This is a genomic window from Pseudomonas sp. LBUM1679, from assembly GCF_059695565.1.
Genome location: NZ_CP166774.1, coordinates 3,425,553 through 3,443,486, shown reverse-complemented (window position 1 = coordinate 3,443,486; position 17,934 = coordinate 3,425,553). Strand labels below are relative to the sequence as shown.

Below are 17,934 nucleotides of genomic sequence, written 5' to 3'. Positions count from 1 at the left end.
TTTGATTCACGGAGGATGCTCCATGCCTATCGAACTCACACCAGGCGCTACCGGCGACGGCCAGGGCAGCGTCCAGGGAACCTTCGTCGACGCGGACGGCGCACCCATCGCCGGTGCGCGCATCTCTTTGTTGGCGCAGCGGGTACGCGATCGATCGGAACTCGCCTCGGCGGCCACGGATGAGTCGGGCGGGTTCCTGTTGACCTATCGGCGCAATAAAGCCGTCAACCTGATCGTGCAAGCCCTCGACGCCGACGGCAAGGTCACCGCGGAGTCCGAAGTCCTGTTCGCTGCCGATGCGCATGTCGACATCGACCTGACGACGGCAGGCGTCGGCCGTGTGCCTGCGCCGTCGGCCCACACGCTGCTGAGCAGCACGGTCGCGAGTCAATTGCTGAAGACGCCCTTGGCGAAGCTGAAACAGAACAAGGACCATCGCGAACTGGATTTTGTCGCGAAAGCCAGCGGCGTGCCGTTTGCCGACGTGGCCCGCTTGTACATCGCGCGACGCCTGGCAGTGCCGGGCAAGCTGGACGAACACACGCTGTACGGCCTGTTCAGCCAGGGCATTCCGGCGCCCCTCGACACGGCGCTGGGGCAGTTGCCTGATGCCGGCATCGACGACGCATTCATTGCGCAGGTGCTGACGGGGGTGCTGGCCCATTCGGACGCGTCGCTGGCGCAGGCGCTCGGCGCCGCACTCGCGGCCAATGTGCTGCCCGCCACCTATGCGGCAAAACAGAAAGATCAATTGGCGCAGCTGCGCGCGTTGCGCACGCAGCGTGTCGGCGCGACGCCTTACATCCGCGGCAAGACGCCACTCAACGACGTGTTGAGTGCCGCCGGCGTCGAGGCTGCGGTGAGCGCTGCCTTCATCCAGGCCTACGCCGTGTCGGGTAAACGTCTGCGTACCACATGGAAGCTGCTGCGTGCCGACCCTGCGCTGACCAAGGAACAACTGGCGACGCTCAACACCGCACTGAACGCCAGCGAATTGCTCGGCGGCAACCTGACACTGGTGAAAGACACCCTGCAGCGCCTGGCTCGAGGAGAACTGGCAAGCGTGCAGAATCTCGCCCTGCTCGATGAAGCCGACTGGATCGCCAGGATCGAGCAACTCGATCCGCAGGCTTCGACGATTCCCCAGGTGTTGCCCGATGACACGCCGGCACAGCGCATCGCCCGTTTCGCCAAGGCCTTGGCCGAACGTTTCCAGTCGCGCTACCTGACAACGACCTTTCTTGGCGGCCTGAGCAAAGCCACCGGATCCTCTTTCGCCGCCAGGGAGGAATTGGTGTCGGTACTGACCGCGAACCCGAGACTCAATCTGCGGCGCACAAACATCGATCGGTACGTCGCCAGGAACAACGTCGAGCTGTCGACCGAGGCCCTGGGTTCACTGAAGACCCTGCAACGGCTGTCCTTTTTGTCGGCGCGCTACGCTACGGTAGAAGCACTTGAAGACGCGGGTTACCACTCGGCACAAGCCGTCTATTTCAGCGGGCGCGCACCCTTCGTCGCGCAGATGGCACCGCTGCTCGGCAGTGAACCGCGAGCCGAGGCGGCCTGGTTGCGCGCGCAAGCGCGCTACGCCAGCGCGTTGTCCGCTTTCGGCCGCTACAACCTCGCGCTCAATGGCACCACGGTGGCGTTGATGGCCTCCCCCGTGCCTGCTGCGGACTCGCTGGCCAACCTGCCGGACCTGCAGGCCTTGTTTGGTTCGCTCGATTACTGTGAATGCAGCGAATGCCGCTCGGTGCTCAGTCCCGCGGCCTACTTCGTGGACTTGCTGCAATTTCTCAAACAACGCGCAGTGCTCGATGCACTGCTCTCCCGTCGGCCCGATCTGCCATTCATCGCCCTGGGCTGCGACAACACCGACGTCACGTTGCCCTACATCGACCTGGTCAATGAATTGCTGGAATCGGCGATAGCACCGCCCGCTGCACCACTCACGCTCTTCGCGACCACGGGCTCCTCCGCGGAGCGGCGTGCGCTGCCCCAGCACGTGTCACAGGCGGCGTACGATAAAACCGCGGTGACGGTCTTCCCGCTGACGCTGCCCTTCGATCTGTCCTTTGCCCGGACTTCGGCGTTCCTGCAGGCGATGGGCACTCGACTCGACCAGGTGATGCGCCTGTGCGGCAGCGGCAGTGCGGCGGCGCGGGCTGCCGCGCAACTGGGCCTCAATCCCGCCTTACAGGCGGTGATCAACGGTACCGACCCACACCCGCCCTGGGAGCGTTGGGGATTCGATGCCCAGGCCAACCCGACGAACGTATATGACCCCAAGACGAGGCAACCGCTGAGCCCGTCCCCCGCCGACTGGATCGCCGCCTTATCCAAGGTGCCCGTGCTGCTGGGGCGGGCACATCTGGACTTCGCCCAATTGTGCCAGTTGCTGGAAGTAGCCTGGGTGACGGGCGGCAACGTGACCCTCAAGCTGGGTTTCACCGTCCAGGACAACCTCAACATCGCGAGCTGCGACACGGCGCTCATGACCTTTGAGGGGCTCGATGCCGCCGTGCTTGACCGGGCCAATCGCTTCCTGCGGCTGTGGACGGCCACCGGGCTGCAGATGTGGGAGCTGGATTGGGCGCTTGAATCGGCGAACGGCAACCTGGACGACGCGTTCCTGGTATTCATTGCCGATGCGCTGGCCTTGCGCGAGCGACTCAGGCTGCCGCTGCAGGAGCTGCTGAGTTTTTGGGGGCCGATGCCCACCCATGACGTGAACAGTCACCTGGGCGAGGTGGATACCCTCGTTGCATCGACTTACGACCGGGTGTTCCGCAGTCCGACGTTGCTGGCGTCCTGGTCCGGGGTCTTTGTCGACGCCGGTGCCTTGCCGGGAGGGCCGATCGATGCCAATGCGATCAAAGCGGCGCTGGGCTTGAGCGCCGACGATCTCGCCGCGATTGGCGCCGCAACGGGCGTCACCCTCGAGTTGTCGCTCGACGGCCTCAACCTGTTGCTCCGGCACGCCCGGCTCGCCGCCTCTTTATCCCTCACCGTGCCGGACCTGTTGCTGTGGATGACACTCTGCGATGCGTTGCCTTCCGGGTCCGCTCCCGCTTTCGGCGGCACGCCGGCCGACACGGCCGAGTTCCTGCGCAGACTGGCGCTGCTGCAAGGGACCGGCATCAAGCTGGCCGACCTGGACTATCTGCTGCGCAACGGATCGGCCACCCGCAGCGAAATGACGTTTACACCGGCAGAGGCGACGGCCGTGTTGCAGGCGATTCGCGATGCGCTGGCCAAGCTGGCGCCGGCTGACCCCGCTGCGGTGCAAACCTTGTTTGTCAGCGCCTTGGCCGCGGCGACTGGCGTCAGCGCCAACGTCCTGGCACCCGCGCTCACCAGCACGGGCATACTGCCGCTGCCTGCCACCACGATCACGCAGTTGCTCGCGCAAACGAATGGCGTGGACCCGACACCTTTCCAGCCGCTGGTGGACGGGCTCACCCGCGTGGCGAAGGCCGCCGCGTTGTTCAATGCACTAAGACCGACCGTGTCGAGCTTTTCCTTCCTGATCCAGCACGCGGCCTCGTTCAACTGGTTGAATCCGGCCGCGCTGGCCCTGTCCCCGCCTGCCGGCAATGTCTATCTGCCCTTCGAACGCCTGCTGCAGGCGCTGCAACTCAACCGCCGCCAGACGGCGAGCGCACCCAGATTGTTCGACGTGTTGGGCCGTTGGGTGCTGGCGTTGCCCGCTGACCTGGCCGGCGCCATTGGCGATGAGGCCGGCGCCCTGGCCACCGCCCTGAATACCAGCACCACTGACCTGACCGTCCTGGCCAATGCACTGGCGGCGAAGACGCCCACGCTGGATGCGGGCACCCAGGCCGGCACGCTCGCCGACATGGGCCTGCTCACGGCGATTGGCACGGCGCTCGACGCCATGGCGCATTATCACATCGGGGCTGCGGCGCTGCTGCAACTGTCAGCCGCGCCGCCGACCGTGGAGTCCGCCTCTGCCGCCATGGGCATCTTCCAGTCCCTCTACGCCCCTTCGGCCTGGCTGGGCGCCGTGCAGCCGGTGGAAGACACCCTGCGCGAAATGCGCCGCGATGCCTTGGTGGCTTACCTCCTCGGTCCGGGCCCGGCCGTCGCACTGACGCCGCCGCTGCTCAGCAGCGACGATATTTTCAATGGCTTTCTCATCGACCCCGGCATGTGCGCGTGCGGCATCACCACGCGATTGCTGGAGGCTTCGCTGGCGGTGCAGCAATTCGTGCAGCAATGTTTCCTCGGCCTGGTCCCTGGCGTCTCGGTGGATTCAACCGTCGATCCGGGCTGGAACCAATGGACGTGGATGAGCCAGTTCAGGCTCTGGCAGGCCAACCGCCAGGTCTTCCTGTACCCCGAGAACTATCTGCTTCCCGAGCTGCGCACCGACCGCTCGCCGTTCTTTTCCGACCTCGAGAACGAACTCAAGCAAAGCAACTGCGACACCGACGCGACCACGGCGGCGTTAAAGAACTATGTACGCAAACTGGTGGAAGTCAGGCACCTGACCGTCGCCGCGCATTACCGCGAGACTCGCGCCGATGGATCCCGGGTCTTGCATGTGTTCGCGCGCACACGTGGCGCGCCGCCGAAGTGGTACTACCGCAGCCGGGCCGAGGGCTCGCTGAGCTGCGGCGTCTGGAGCCCATGGCAGGCGCTGAACCTGGATATCGCCTCGGATCAGGTCGTGCCGCTGGTGTGGGACCAGCGACTGCATCTGGTCTGGCCGATCTTCAAGCAGATCGCCGAGAAGGCCGGCACCCAAAGCATACCGACCTCCAATAACGGGGCGCCAACGCCCAATTCCGCAGCGGCCGCCAGGAAATTCTGGTCCATCGAATTCGCGATGAGCGAGTTGAGTGCGGGGCAATGGCAGGCCAAGCGCACCTATGCCGAAAAAAGCTATGTCCAGACCGATAACCCGGCGCTCGACTTCACCTTCCGCGCGTTCGCGGACGCGCAGTCGACGTTGCAGTTGGAGATCTATCTGAGTGTACATTGGGTCAACTACGGCATCTGGTCCAGTGTCCTGGTAGGCACCGCCCAGTTGCCCATGCCGGATTCAGCGCTCACCGTTTATTCGCAGAACTCCCTGCCCGCCGCCTCTGCCGTCGATCAGTCGCAGGAACCCAGCTACGCGCTCATCAGGCAAAAATACCAGTTTCCGAATACCTTGGTGACGGCGGCCAACTACCGATTCCGCGGCCAGGATCTCTGCAGCTACGGTCCCCATCCGGGCCCGGTCAACCCGCTGACGGTGCTGGCCCTGGCCGGCAGCCACAGCGCGCCGGCGGCATTGACCCTGCTGGACTCCATCGACAACCAGCGTGTGGTGGTGCCGATGCAGGACCGGGTGTTCGATTCCGCGGATCCGTTCTTCGCCGCCGATTCGACGCGAACCTTCTTCGTATGCCCGCATTACTACACCGTATCCAGCTCACCGCAGGAACTCGACGACCTCGCCTACATCCCGCAGTGGACAACGAGCTATGCCTTTACGCCGTTCTATCACCCCTACGCGCGTACATTCCTGCGCGAACTGGAGATTGGCGGCACCGACCGGCTGATGTCGCGCCAGCTGCAGACCGATCCGCAAACGGTACGCGGCCAGGGCAACTTCGACTTCGCGACAGCGTACCAACCGCAACCCCCGGTCATGACACCCTATCCCCGGGAGGACGTCGATTTCAGCGTATCGGGTGCCTACTCCCTCTATAACTGGGAGCTTTTCTATCACGCGCCGATGTTGGTGGCCACGCAGTTGATGCGCAACCAGCAACACGAGCCTGCGATGCAATGGCTCAAATACGTCTTCGATCCAACCGACCCGAACCCCGCGCCAGTACCGGGGCACTTCTGGCGCACCCGGCCGTTCTACGAAATGAATGCCGACACTTGGTTGGCACAGCAGATCCAGCACATCCTGGCGACACTGGCGGCCAACGCACAGCAAGGCACCGCGGACCCGGACACCGCCGCCGCACTCCAGGACTGGCTGGCGCATCCTTTCGATCCGCACCGCATCGCCCGGTTGCGCATCGGCGCGTACGCCAAGGCGACTGTCATGAAGTTCCTCGACAACCTGATTGCCTGGGGTGACTCGCTGTACGCCCAGTACACCATGGAAAAGGTCGCACAGGCCGAGCAGCTCTATGTGCTCGCCAACCTGATCCTGGGCCCCCGGCCCGAACAGGTGCGCCTGCGCGACGTCGATTTCGCCACCCGACCGGACGCCACGAACTACGCCGCCATCCAGGACGGGCTGGACGAATTCTCCGATGTGCTGGTCGCCATCGAGAATGTGATCGCGGCGCCGACCCCGGCGCTGGAAACGTTGGACGCCGTGAGCGAGGCGCCGGACCTGCCGCAGCTATCCACGCTGTTTTTCTGCATACCGCCCAACGATCAGCTGCTGGCTTATTGGGACACGGTCGCCGACCGCCTGTACAAGATCCGCCATTGCCTGAACCTGCAGGGCGTCGCCCAGTCATTGCCGCTGTACGCCCCGCCGATCAATCCTTTGCAACTGATGGGAGGGCAGGCCGCCTACGGCACCGGAACGATCGGTGCCGCCGCGGCATTCACGCCGGTGTACCGGTTCCCCGTCTACCTGGAACGCGCCCTGGAGTTGACCAATGATGTGCGCGCCTACGGCGCCAGCGTGCTGGCGGCACTGGAAAAAAAGGATGCCGAGGCGCTCGGCGTGTTGCGCGCCAATCAGGACATCGACATCCAGACGCGGCTGCTCGACATCAAGACCCGGGCCGTTGCGGAGGCCGAGGGCCAGGTCGCGGCCCTGCAGAATCAGAAAGCCACGGTCCAGATTCGCCACGACTTTTATGCAAGCATCGACTTCATGAACCCATGGGAAGTCGCGGCGGGTGCCCTGCAGATCCAGGCAGCGATCATCAATGGCATGGCGGTGCCCCTGGACCTCACCGCCAGCGGCGCCCACCTGATTCCGGAAATGACCTTCGGCGCGACGGGTTGGGCCGGCAGTCCAACCTCGCTGGTCAAAGTCAGCGGCGACCAGGTGGCCGCATCGCTCGCGTCCTCGGCCAGCGCCCAGCGCGGCACTGCGGGCGTCATCAGCGAGGTCGCGGGAATGACGGCGACCCTGGGCAGCTACCACCGACGCATGGACGAATGGAACCTGCAAAAGGAAATCGCCGCCGCCGAGCTGATTCAACTCGAGACCCAGATCGCCATGGCCAATGACCGGCTGGCGATGGCCAACAGCGAAGTCGTCCTGCAGACGCGCCAGATCGCCAACGCCCGCGCCGTAGGCGACTTCCTGAATGAAAGATATACCAACGAGCAGTTGTACGGCTGGATGCTGACGCAACTCACCACGGTGCACACCCAGGCCTACCAGCTGGCCTTCGCCCTCGCCCGGCAGGCCCAGGGCGCCTATCAGTACGAACTCGGCAGCCAGGACGCCTTCGTCCAGTTCGGTTACTGGGACACCCAACTCAAAGGGCTCACGGCCGGGGAAAGCCTGCTCTTCGATTTGCGCCGGATGCAGGCCCGGTACCTGGAAGCCAATACCCGCGAGATCGAGCTGGTCAAACATGTCTCGCTGGCGCTGACGCAACCCCTGGCCCTGGTGCAATTGCTCCAGACGGGCCTGTGCGATATCGCACTGGACGAAGCGCTGTTCGATCGCGATCACCCCGGGCAGTATTTCCGTCGGCTGCGTTCGGTGGCACTCACCGTGCCCTGCGTCACCGGTCCCTACAGTGGCGTCAACGCCAACTTGACGCTCGCCCAGGCCAAGGTTCGCGTGCAGCCGCCCACTGCGCCGTACACGCCTGCACTGGCGCGGGATGTGGCCGCGGCCCCGGCGTTCGCGGCCAGCCTGCCGGCTGCCAACGTTAGCATCAGCACCAGTCATGGCCAGGACGATGCGGGCCTGTTCGAGGTCAACCTGCACGACGAGCGCTGGTTACCCTTTGAAGGGCAAGGTGCAATCAGTACATGGACCCTGGAGCTCGATCCCCGCGACAACGGCTTCGATGTCTCCACCCTCACCGACGTCGTCCTGCACTTGCGCTATTCGGCGCGCTCGGCCGGCGGTGACCCCCAGGCGGTACGCCAGGCGCTCAAGCCGTTGGGCCCGCGGCAGTTTCTGCTGAGCGTGCGCAGCAGTTTCAGCGACGCCTACTACGCCTTCTTCAACCCCGCCGATCCCGAGGCCACGCAGCAGGTGCTCACGTTGCCGCTGCTGGCCAATGTCTTCCCGTTCTCCAGTCTGGGCGCGGCTTCCATCACCGATATTTCGATCAACCTGATGCTGACCGAGGTACCGCCAGCTGGCACCCAGATCGCCAACGCCACGTTCGGGCCAACCGGCGGCACCGCTGTTGCCCTGTCGATCAACCAGGTGCCGCCACCGTCTGGCGGCGACCCCGTCGCGGCGCTTGGCGTCGTCACGGGCCAGTCAGGACCGCCGGGCGCCTACACGATGACCGTGCCCGAGTCCGGCATTGCGCCGGCGATCGCCATCACGCTCAATGGACATGCACGCCTGGACGCCTCGCAGTTCAACGACATCCTGCTGATCGTCAGCTACGGGATCGCCTGATGCTCAGCGAAGCCGACATCCAGCGCATCGTCTCGCGCATCGTCCAAGGGTGCCAGCCCATCGCGGCCGGCACCTTTGGTTCATACGCAGTCGGGCTCGCCCGCGAGGACAGCGACCTGGACCTGTTCGTCATCCAGCGCACCCCACTGGCAAAGTCAGCGCGACGCCGATCGATCTGTCGGCATCTGTTCGGCGTCATGCACCCGCTCGACGTCCATGTGTTCACCCCGGAGGAGTTCGAGGCCGATGCGCGAGAGGAATTGTCATTCGCCTGGATCATCGTGAAACAGGCCCGCTTGTACTATTGGACCGCGGAGGCGGCGGTGCAGGTGCCGGCGTTGCACGTGGGGAGCGATGCGATCATTTGATATCCGTCGGCGGGTGGTGTCTGCTTTGGCTCAATGCCTACCATATCGCTGTTCCAGTTCTCCCACGCTCCGCCGAATACACTATTTCAGTGGCCTTGCAGCGGACGCTAGCGAGCGGTACTGGCCCCTCGGATCTACTATCGCGGCTGTTGTCGCGGTTGTCCCCAAGCATGAAAACATATCCACGCGGAACCTGTGTTCGCTCGAAGCGCTGCGAGTAGCTTTTTTCCCTTGGCGACCCGGAATGAAAGGGCCCGAAGCTTTCTCCGTTCAGTAACACGTCCCCGTCGATAATCTCAATGCTGTTCCCCTCGGTGGCAGCGATACGCTTGACCTCGACGTTTCCTTCGCGTTCGTAAACCACGACATCTCCCAGGGAGTAATCGCTATGTCGACTATCACAAACCACCGCATCGCCTTTCATCAGGGTCGGGGCCATGCCATTTCCCTGAATGCGATAGCCCTCAATTCCTAGCAAGAGAGAGCGCGTGCCTGGTTGGATCAGCAGCCAAAAACTGACTGCCATCGCCGCAAGGAAGAAATAATGGTCTCGTTTGGTGTGTACTTTGACCCGGCGTCGCGCAAACCAGGCGCCGGCAAATGCTGATACGCACTTCGTCACTATGATGATCGCGACCAAGACAACTACGCCGCGCCGGCTGGTGAAAAGTCCAGACCAGCCTCCTATCAGCAGACAGCTCCATAACACGGCAATGAGCGCTGCGGCGAGTCGAGGTCGACCTGCATAGAGTAATCCCCATCCGCTAACGACAGCCCCCAGCAGAAACGCCAACGAAGGTCTGGCAGGAGTAACAACTTGCATATACACATCCATGAAAAGGCGCGCCGGGCCGCAAGCGTATCGTGTTCACTCCACTTATGAACTTCAAGAATGCATCCCTGCCTCACGCATGCCGGTTCAAGCCCTAGGCAGGTACTGTCCAGCCCAGTTGATTGCGAGCCTGTTGCAGGTCGGTCTGCATGTCGTGATCCCACAGCCATTCGAAACGCTCCGCGAGGGTTTTACCCAGCATCTGCTCGTTATCGGCGACAACAGGATCGCGCAGTTCATACAGTTCGCCGGCTTCCCAGGAAGTGCGCTGCACACGACAGGCACGTGGCCGGCGGATCGCGTCATAGGCCTCCAGCACAGCCTGTGGCCGGCTTGCCAGCACTTGTGGGTCAGCCAGCAAGCGGGCCAGGAGCCAGGCGTCTTCCAACCCCTGCCCTGCGCCGGCCCCCTGGTGCGGCAACATCGCGTGGGCCGCATCGCCGATCAGCCCTACGCGGCCGTGTACGTAACCTGGCAGTTCTTCGAGTTCATGCAGGGCCCAAAGGGTGGGTGACGGAATGCATTCGAGCAGCACTCGTGCGGCATCACCCCAGCCGGTGAAGGCAGCCAGCATCTCTTCCTGGGTGGCATTGCGAACCCATGGGGAATCGCTCGGCCAGGCCGGGTCAGGCCGACTGCGGTCGGAAGTGAACGCCACTACGTTGATCAGTCGGCCTTGTTTGACCGGAAACGTGAGGATGTGTGCATCAAGTCCCAAGTACATCTGCGGGACGTCGACCAGGTGCTCATCGACACCCCGGGCCCGGTACGCCGCGCGCAACTGTTGACTGTCGATCATCCCGCGGTAGGCACAGGTGCCGCTGAAGCGGGGTGCCGCGAGGGGGTGGCCCAGGCCTTGAAGCACATGATCACGAATCGAAGACTTGATGCCGTCAGCGGCGATCAACAGATCGCAACGATGTTCGCTGCCATCGGTGAACAACACGCGGGCCTGTTGCTCATCCTGCTCTACGCTGATCGCGCGCTTGCCGAATTGCGCGATGCCCTCTGGCAGTTGGCTGGCCAACGCGTCGAGAAAATCCGCACGGTGCACCGAAGACTGCCCTACCCCTTCGGCCAAACTGGCGCCAAGGTAGCCGGCATCCTCGCCACGGCGCCATTCGAACCAGATATCCTGCCATGGATCGAGCGTGCGGTCGGCGATCTGCCGATAGGGTTCGGCAATGCCCAGGCCGGCGATGGCGCGAACGGCGTTGGCGCCGAAGGAGACACCTGCACCAACCTCGCCAAAGGCCGATGCCGCTTCGAACAACTGCACGCTGAGATGGGAGTGGCGGCACAGATCCAGGGCCAATGCCACGCCGGCGATACCACCGCCGACAATACCGATGTGCAAGGTAGAGGGAGAAGAATGCATAGCAAGATACCCGTGTGGCTGTTTGTTATTGGAGTCACTGAATCATCGCCAACTGAGTGCTATTGATAAATACAGCAACTCCAATACACAGCATCATCAATGTGAATATTGGCTGGAGGCTGAGCGCTGGCGGCTCGATGCGTTTTGTATCAGGAAGACCAGAATGGCGATGGCCCCGACCAATCCCGGAATGGCGAAGATGAGGAAGCTCGCCTGTAACGGCAGCGAAGAGGCATGCAATGCGCCGCCCAGCAAAGGACCAATGATTGCGCCGGTGCGACCCACGCCCATTGCCCAACCGAGGCCGGTAGCCCGTATCTGCGGCGGGTAATATTGGACGGTACAGGCGTTGGCCAGGATTTGCGTGCCGATGGTGCACGCACCGGCGACGGCAATGAGCAAATAGAGCACCGGTAATGGCGCTTTGAGCGCCAGCAGACTCAGGGCCGCCGCCCCGCAGCAGAAGAAGACGAACAAGACCTTGGCAATGCCGATTCGATCGCCCAGCCAACCGCCGGCGACCGCGCCGATGATCGCACCAAGGTTCAGCACCACCAGAAACGCCAGGCTCGAGTTCAGTCCATAACCGGCGGCGCTCATGAGTTTTGGCAACCAGGAACTCAATGCATAGACCATCAGCAGGCAACAGAAAAACGCCAGCCAGAGCATGAAGGTGCTCAACCTGCGCCCCTCGCGGAACAGCTGTGAAATCGACACGTTCGAGCCTTTGGCGGCGATGCGGTTTAACTGGTCGGCTGCGCTTGGCACATAACTCGGCACAGCCTGCGCCAATAGCGACTGGGCCTTGATCGTCTGCCCGGTGCGCAGCAGAAAATCCATCGACTCGGGCAGCTGTCGTATCAGAAATGGCAAAGCCAACAGTGGAATCAAGGCCACATAGAACACAGCCTGCCATCCCCACAGGGGAATCAGCACCATGCCCAGGCCGGCAGACAACATTCCGCCCAACGAGTAGCCACTGAACATGAGGGCAACCAAGGTACTGCGCGATTGCTTGGGCGCATACTCGTTCATCAACGCGACAACGTTCGGCATGACCCCGCCAATACCCAGACCGGCCACAAACCGGCACAGCGCAAACGCCTCCGGGCTCTGCGCCAGGCCGTTGAGCGCGGTCACCCCGCTGAAAAGGGTGACGCAGATCATGATGGTTTTACGTCGGCCTATCCGGTCGGACAATGATCCGAAAAACAGCGCACCCAACATCATGCCCACCAGCGCACAGCTACCCAAGGCTCCAGCTTGCAATGCGCTCAGGCCCCACTCGGCCATCAGTGAAGGCAACACCACGCCATAGATGACCAGGTCATAGCCGTCGAAGATGATAATCAGCGCGCACCAGAACAGTACGCGCGCGTGGAAGGCATTGAAACGTGCCCCGTCAATCAGGGCTGATACATCGATCGTACGCATGGCATCGCTCTTTTTGTCATTGTTATAGAGCCGCAGGTTCAGAGGCCTGCGGAGGTTGCGCGGTGCCCAACTGGCTGATCGGTATGCGTGTCGTTCTTGCGTGAGGTAAACCGTTCAGGAGTTGGGCATTGCAGCGATCATGGCCAAGGCGTCAAGCGTGATAAATGCAGTGATCCACATACCTGTTATTTCGAGTATGAATACAGCTCAGGGACGAGCAAAAGCCACGCAGCCAACGCGATGGACGCGTCGCTATGGCAATTGATAGGCTGGCGGCTCTTGCAGCGGCCATTTCAGAGCGGTGCAGACGCAACGACGGGCGACGGATTTATTGCCCTGGCATGAGCCAACCTGCACGAGGCGTTATGGAATTACGGGAGCTGGATCTCAATCTTCTGTTGGTGTTCAACCAACTGCTGATCGACCGCAGGGTCTCGACTGCTGCGGATAACCTTGAACTGACCCAGCCAGCGGTGAGCAACGCGCTGAAGCGCTTGCGTACCACCTTGAACGACGAACTTTTCGTGCGCACCTACCAGGGAATGGAACCCACCCCCTATGCCCGGCAATTGGCCGAGCCGGTTGCGCTAGCCATTCAGACGTTACGCGATGCATTCAGTCGCCAGGACACGTTTGACCCGCTCAATTGCAATCGCAGATTCACCATGGCAATGACGGACATAGGTGAAATCTACTTCATGCCGCGGCTGATGGATGCGCTGGCTGAACGCGCTCCGGGTTGCTCGATCAGTACGCTGCGCAACAACACCGATACCCTGGCCGAAGGTCTGCAGAACGGTGCGATCGACCTTGCGGTCGGGTTGCTGCCTCACCTGCAAGCGGGCTTTTTTCAACAACGCCTGTTCCACCATCGCTACGTCTGCTTGTGCCGCAAGGGCCATCCAGCCACCCGGGAGCCGCTGACACTCGAGCGCTTTTGCAGCTATGACCACGTTCGTGTGGTAGCAGCGAACACCGGGCACGGCGTCGTTGATACTTTCCTCGCCCGTGAAGGCATCGAGCGAAACATACGGTTGGAGGTGCCGCATTTCGTCGCGATAGGCCACATACTTCAACGCACGGACTTGCTGGCGACAGTGCCCGAACGATTCGCGCTCAGTTGCGAACAACCCTTCGGACTCACTGTACTTGCGCCGCCCATGGAGTTGCCGAACATCGAGATCAATCTGTTCTGGCATACGCGATACAGCAAGGACCCGGCCAATCGTTGGTTGCGCCAGCTGATGTTTGAGTTGTTCTCTGATTGAAGGGCCCCTATTCAAGAGGCTCGACGGGCTGACTATTCGGCATCATCAAACTTTCCCTCCCAACCGCCTCTACCACCTTCACGCCAGCACCAAGCCCCGGATGATCAGGACTCCTAACCTTTCACATCAAGGGATGTGACCCAATTTGCCTTTGGAACCTCCCCCGTCGGCAACCTGTTTCGTCCCACCGACCATGTTCGATGTGCCGACCCTGATAGCGGCCCGACCACAAAGCAATATTGCCTTGCGCGCCGTGAAAAAAACGATGCCTCGCAGGCCTGTGTGCCGGGTTTCTCCAATGTCACCCGCACACTGAGTCTTAGCTCGGCCTACCTTGATCCCGCTACGGGCAGCCAACCGGTGCTGGTCAATGGCACCCCGGTAACGGGCAGCCCGCGCGATCATGCTTCAGGTAGCCAGACGACGACCCTCACTTCCATTTCCGAAGTCGGCGTATTTCGACTGCGCGCAACGCCATTGGCCAATGCCTATTTCGGTGAAACCGTCAGTGGCGGTGAGAGCGGCCTGGATGCCAGCGGGCGCCTGACCAGCAGTGGCGGAGCACGTCTGACGCGAGGTGGCGTCGACGATGGCGAGGGCAGCCAGAGCTACCGCTGGAGCGACGAAACCCTGCAGTACACCCCGGCAATCCTGCCGTTGGCCGATGACCGGCCATTTATGGCGGCCATTGCCGGGAGCTTCAGTGCTGCGACATTGACCGATAGCGATGGTGCCTGTTTTGGCGATGGCAATGGTTGTTCGGCGTATCACTATGACTTCGCCAACAGCCCTGGCAGCGAAATCCGTCTCGGCCGCTTGCGTCTGGGCAACGCCCATGGCTCGGAATTTCAGAGCCTGGACCTGCCCTTGAGCATCGAAACCTGGCAAAACGCCGCAGGTGGCAGCTTTCGGGTTGAAGGCCTGGATACCTGCACCACGGCAACCGTTTTGCAGGCGCCAGGGCTAACCTCATATACGGGGCAGCTCAGCCAGGAAAACTACGCAAATGACCAGATCACATTAATCGCACCGAGTGCTGGCCTGGGCCTGTTGCGCCTGCAGCCTCCCGGTGTCAATGGATCAGTTCTCGGTCAGTTGCCGGCCATGCCGTCCTGGCTGTTCTATGAGTGGAATGGCCAGGGCCGCGAGGCGGCAACGGGTCTAGCCAGATTCGGTATCTATCGAGGTTCGCCGTCGATGATATTTCAACGGGAGGTTTATCGCTAAGCGCCGGGTTTCGATAAACCGATTGACCTGGGTCGCGCAATGAACTGTGCTGCAAAAATGCCCATTACGCTGCAATATCACAGCACATGCTCATTCATAGGTCCTTAAACCTCAATATTCACCAGCCTTTTTGTTGGCATGCGATATGCCCCTGCTCTAAAAGCCTGAGTGTCTTCAATCAGGAACCCATAAGCCAAATCGAGCCGACAATCGATGGATACCCTCAATTTCCTAGTGAACAAAGTCCAACCGCTTTCAAGCACCGTGAGTGCCAGTGGGCAACTGGTCAATCTCTCTGCCAGCCTGAGCGATCAATTAGGTTATGCGCCAGAGGAGCTGCTGAATCAGCCGATTGAACGTATCTACAGTGTCGACTCTATACACGCCTTGCAGTTGCTGTTCGCCAATCCTCCTGCCGACGAGCAAGTCCACAGCCTGGAGCTGACCCTGATTCGCCACAACGGCGGCCTGCTGCAAGTGGTCGCCTGCGGGCTGCTGGAGTGGCGCTCGGTTGAAACGGCGCGCCTGCACCTGCTGAAAATTCCGCTCGGGTCGCTGGGGCATCGGCTGCGGGAAATGCACAACGCCAATGAAGTGATGAGCCAGATGCTGCAGAGCGCCAAGGTTGCCTACTGGTGCATCGAGTTCGCCGAGGCGGTGGACATCAACACGTCGCCGGATGAAATCGTGCGTCAGGTATTCGAAAACGACTCCCACTGGCGGATGTGCAATCGGGCTATGGCCGAGGTCTATGAGATGCCGTCGGATGTCGATTTCAACCAACAACCGGTTCGTCTTTATTGGCCTCGCAGCCCGGCCAACGAGGAGTTCGTGCGGCGCTTGATCGAAGCCGGTTTCAGCGTCGACTGCGCGCTCTCGGTGGACCGCCGTCACGATGGCTCACCGGCCTACGTCGAGAACGATGTCCGCGCGACCATCGTCAACGGACGTCTGCTGCGGATGTGGGGCAGCATTCGCGACGTCAGCCAGGAATTGCGCATGCAGCATGACGCCGAACAGCGCATCGATGCCTTGCGCCGGGTCTTCGATGCGGTGCCGGATGCGGTGCTGGTGATCGATGAACACCTGCAACCACAATGGCGCAACGCAGCCTTTGAAGAGATCTTTGGCATTATCCACGGCGACGGCATCGCTCGACTGCTGCTGGATAACGCCCTCCCCGAGCGTACTTGGCACAGCCTGCCACTGCCTGATTTGAGCGGGCGCGACTTGAACTTCAATGTGCATTGCTCGCGCATCCTGATTCGTGAAGGCGTGGCCTGGCGGGTCGCAGTGTTTCGCGAAAGCCAGGGTGTGCGCCGTGCACAAGAGTTGCATCCATGAAAGACAAGAACCTGCCACCCACGCTGCAGATGGGCATGCGCTCTTCAATAAATGTCAGCAGCGAGGTTCTTGGCGCGTTGCTGGAAACACCTGCGCTGCACGCCTTGCTCGACAGCTTCAGCGAAGCGCTGATCGTAACGGACGGTGAAGGTCGGGTGCGTTTTCTGAATCTGGCCGCCGAGCGCGTGAATCGACTGTCCAGACAGCAAGCCGTCGGGCTGTCCGACAATGAGTTTTACCACCGCTCGGCATTGAATTACGACGACTTGCAGACCGCGCTGAATCGAGGCGGTCACAGTGCCTTGACCCGCTCACGGGAAGGTCGGGTTCTACTCAGCAGCACCCACGCCATCCCCACCGGCGCCTACGAAAAACCGTTCAGGATGTTGACTCAGAAAGACTTCGATGGCAGTCAGCCGCAGCGTCGAGCGTCGCTGGGCAGCCGGCCCGTGGAGCCGCAAGGTCTGCGCGACCCCCAGGACAGCGCCCTGCATCTGTCACCTCAGCTATCGAGCATCGCCGACACCGGCGTGCGCGCCTTCCGACGTCGCGCACGGTTGTTACTGCTTGGCGAGCCTGGCGTCGGCAAGACCGCGATTGCGCGGCATATCCACCGTGCGGCCGGTTGGGGTGATCGCCCTTTTATTCACGTTAACTGCGGCAGCATTCCGGAGAGCCTGTTCGAGTCCGAGATGTTCGGCTATGAACGTGGCGCCTTTACCGGCGCACTGCAGGGCGGCAAGCAAGGCTATATCGAGGCGGCTTCGGGCGGGACCTTATTCCTCGATGAAATCGGCGAGATCCCCCTGCATGTCCAGGCCAAACTGCTGAAATTCCTTGAGGACAGTACGATCCAGTCGGTGGGTTCGCCCCTGAGCAAAACGGTGCAGGTACAAGTCATTGCGGCCACCAACAAGGATTTGCGCCACCTGGTGAGCGTGGGTGAGTTTCGCGCCGATCTCTACTATCGCCTGGCCGTCCTGCCGGTGGAAATTCCGCCGTTGCGCCAGCACCGGGATGACTTGCCGTTTCTCATCGACATTCTGTTGAGTCGCATCAACGGTGACCGCGAGCCCTCATTGAGCCTGTCTGCCGGTTGCCGGCAGCGGCTGATGAGCTATGACTTTCCGGGCAATATCCGCGAGCTGGTGAACATCTTTGAACGGCTGGCGGTCCTCGCCGACGATGAAGCGCAAGAGCATCATCTGCCGGCTGAACTGCTCGAGCCGATGCGCCCTCAGGAATGTTTGACACCCTCGGCTGCGGATGGTGAACCAGAGGACGATCCAGAACGCAATCTCAAGCTTCAAGTCCAGCATTTCGAGCGACAGGTCATCCTCAGGGCCGTGCACTTATGCGGCAGCAAGCGCAAAGCGGCGCAGCACCTGGGTATCGACATCGGTACGCTGATCCGCAAGCTGCAACGCGACTGAATCTCCCCGACACAGGGATGTGTCCAACTGCGCATAAAGCGCTGCAAAAACGCATAC

The 17,934-nt window shown here is 61.8% G+C and carries 9 protein-coding genes; 6 read left to right on the top strand and 3 right to left on the bottom strand.

The features are described 5' to 3' along the window. Positions 1–22: 22 nt before the first annotated feature. Together ACA062_RS15695 and ACA062_RS15690 are read left to right on the top strand one after the other, a co-directional pair. On the top strand, positions 23–8,593 hold the full coding sequence (locus ACA062_RS15695; RefSeq protein ID WP_497457214.1) for a Tc toxin subunit A-related protein: 8,571 nt from the start codon (positions 23–25) through the stop codon (positions 8,591–8,593). Continuing rightward, positions 8,593–8,961, top strand: coding sequence for a nucleotidyltransferase domain-containing protein (locus tag ACA062_RS15690; RefSeq protein WP_497457213.1), 369 nt, complete (start codon positions 8,593–8,595; stop codon positions 8,959–8,961). The genes ACA062_RS15695 and ACA062_RS15690 overlap by 1 nt, the downstream gene beginning before the upstream one ends. Positions 8,962–8,998: 37 nt before the next feature. Here ACA062_RS15690 and lepB read toward each other — a convergent pair whose 3' ends face one another. The 3 genes from lepB to ACA062_RS15675 form a co-directional block, all read right to left on the bottom strand. Then, complete coding sequence (gene lepB / locus ACA062_RS15685) at positions 8,999–9,784, bottom strand: signal peptidase I (protein WP_497457212.1); 786 nt, start codon at positions 9,782–9,784, stop codon at positions 8,999–9,001. A gap of 103 nt (positions 9,785–9,887) precedes the next feature. Then, entirely contained in the window at positions 9,888–11,171 is a 1,284-nt protein-coding gene (gene salA, locus ACA062_RS15680) for a salicylate 1-monooxygenase (protein ID WP_497457211.1), read from the bottom strand. A gap of 96 nt (positions 11,172–11,267) precedes the next feature. Then, a complete protein-coding gene (locus tag ACA062_RS15675; RefSeq protein WP_497457210.1) occupies positions 11,268–12,605 on the bottom strand; it encodes an MFS transporter in 1,338 nt (445 codons plus the stop codon). Positions 12,606–12,970: 365 nt separating this feature from the next. On the opposite strand from ACA062_RS15675, the gene ACA062_RS15670 reads away from it, so the two are divergent. The 4 genes from ACA062_RS15670 to ACA062_RS15655 all read left to right on the top strand — a co-directional run bounded on the left by ACA062_RS15670 (position 12,971) and on the right by ACA062_RS15655 (position 17,877). Next, positions 12,971–13,873 carry a LysR family transcriptional regulator gene (locus tag ACA062_RS15670; RefSeq protein ID WP_497457209.1) on the top strand — a complete coding sequence of 301 codons (903 nt, stop codon included), beginning with the start codon at positions 12,971–12,973 and terminating at the stop codon, positions 13,871–13,873. Positions 13,874–14,008: 135 nt separating this feature from the next. Continuing rightward, complete coding sequence (locus tag ACA062_RS15665; protein ID WP_497457208.1) at positions 14,009–15,100, top strand: DUF6701 domain-containing protein; 1,092 nt, start codon at positions 14,009–14,011, stop codon at positions 15,098–15,100. A gap of 213 nt (positions 15,101–15,313) precedes the next feature. Then, positions 15,314–16,444 (top strand): PAS domain-containing protein, encoded by a 1,131-nt coding sequence (locus ACA062_RS15660; RefSeq protein ID WP_497457207.1) that lies wholly within the window; start codon positions 15,314–15,316, stop codon positions 16,442–16,444. Continuing rightward, a complete protein-coding gene (locus ACA062_RS15655) occupies positions 16,441–17,877 on the top strand; it encodes a sigma-54 interaction domain-containing protein (RefSeq protein ID WP_497457206.1) in 1,437 nt (478 codons plus the stop codon). Before ACA062_RS15660 ends, ACA062_RS15655 begins: the two co-directional genes overlap by 4 nt. The last annotated feature ends 57 nt before the right edge of the window (positions 17,878–17,934 follow it).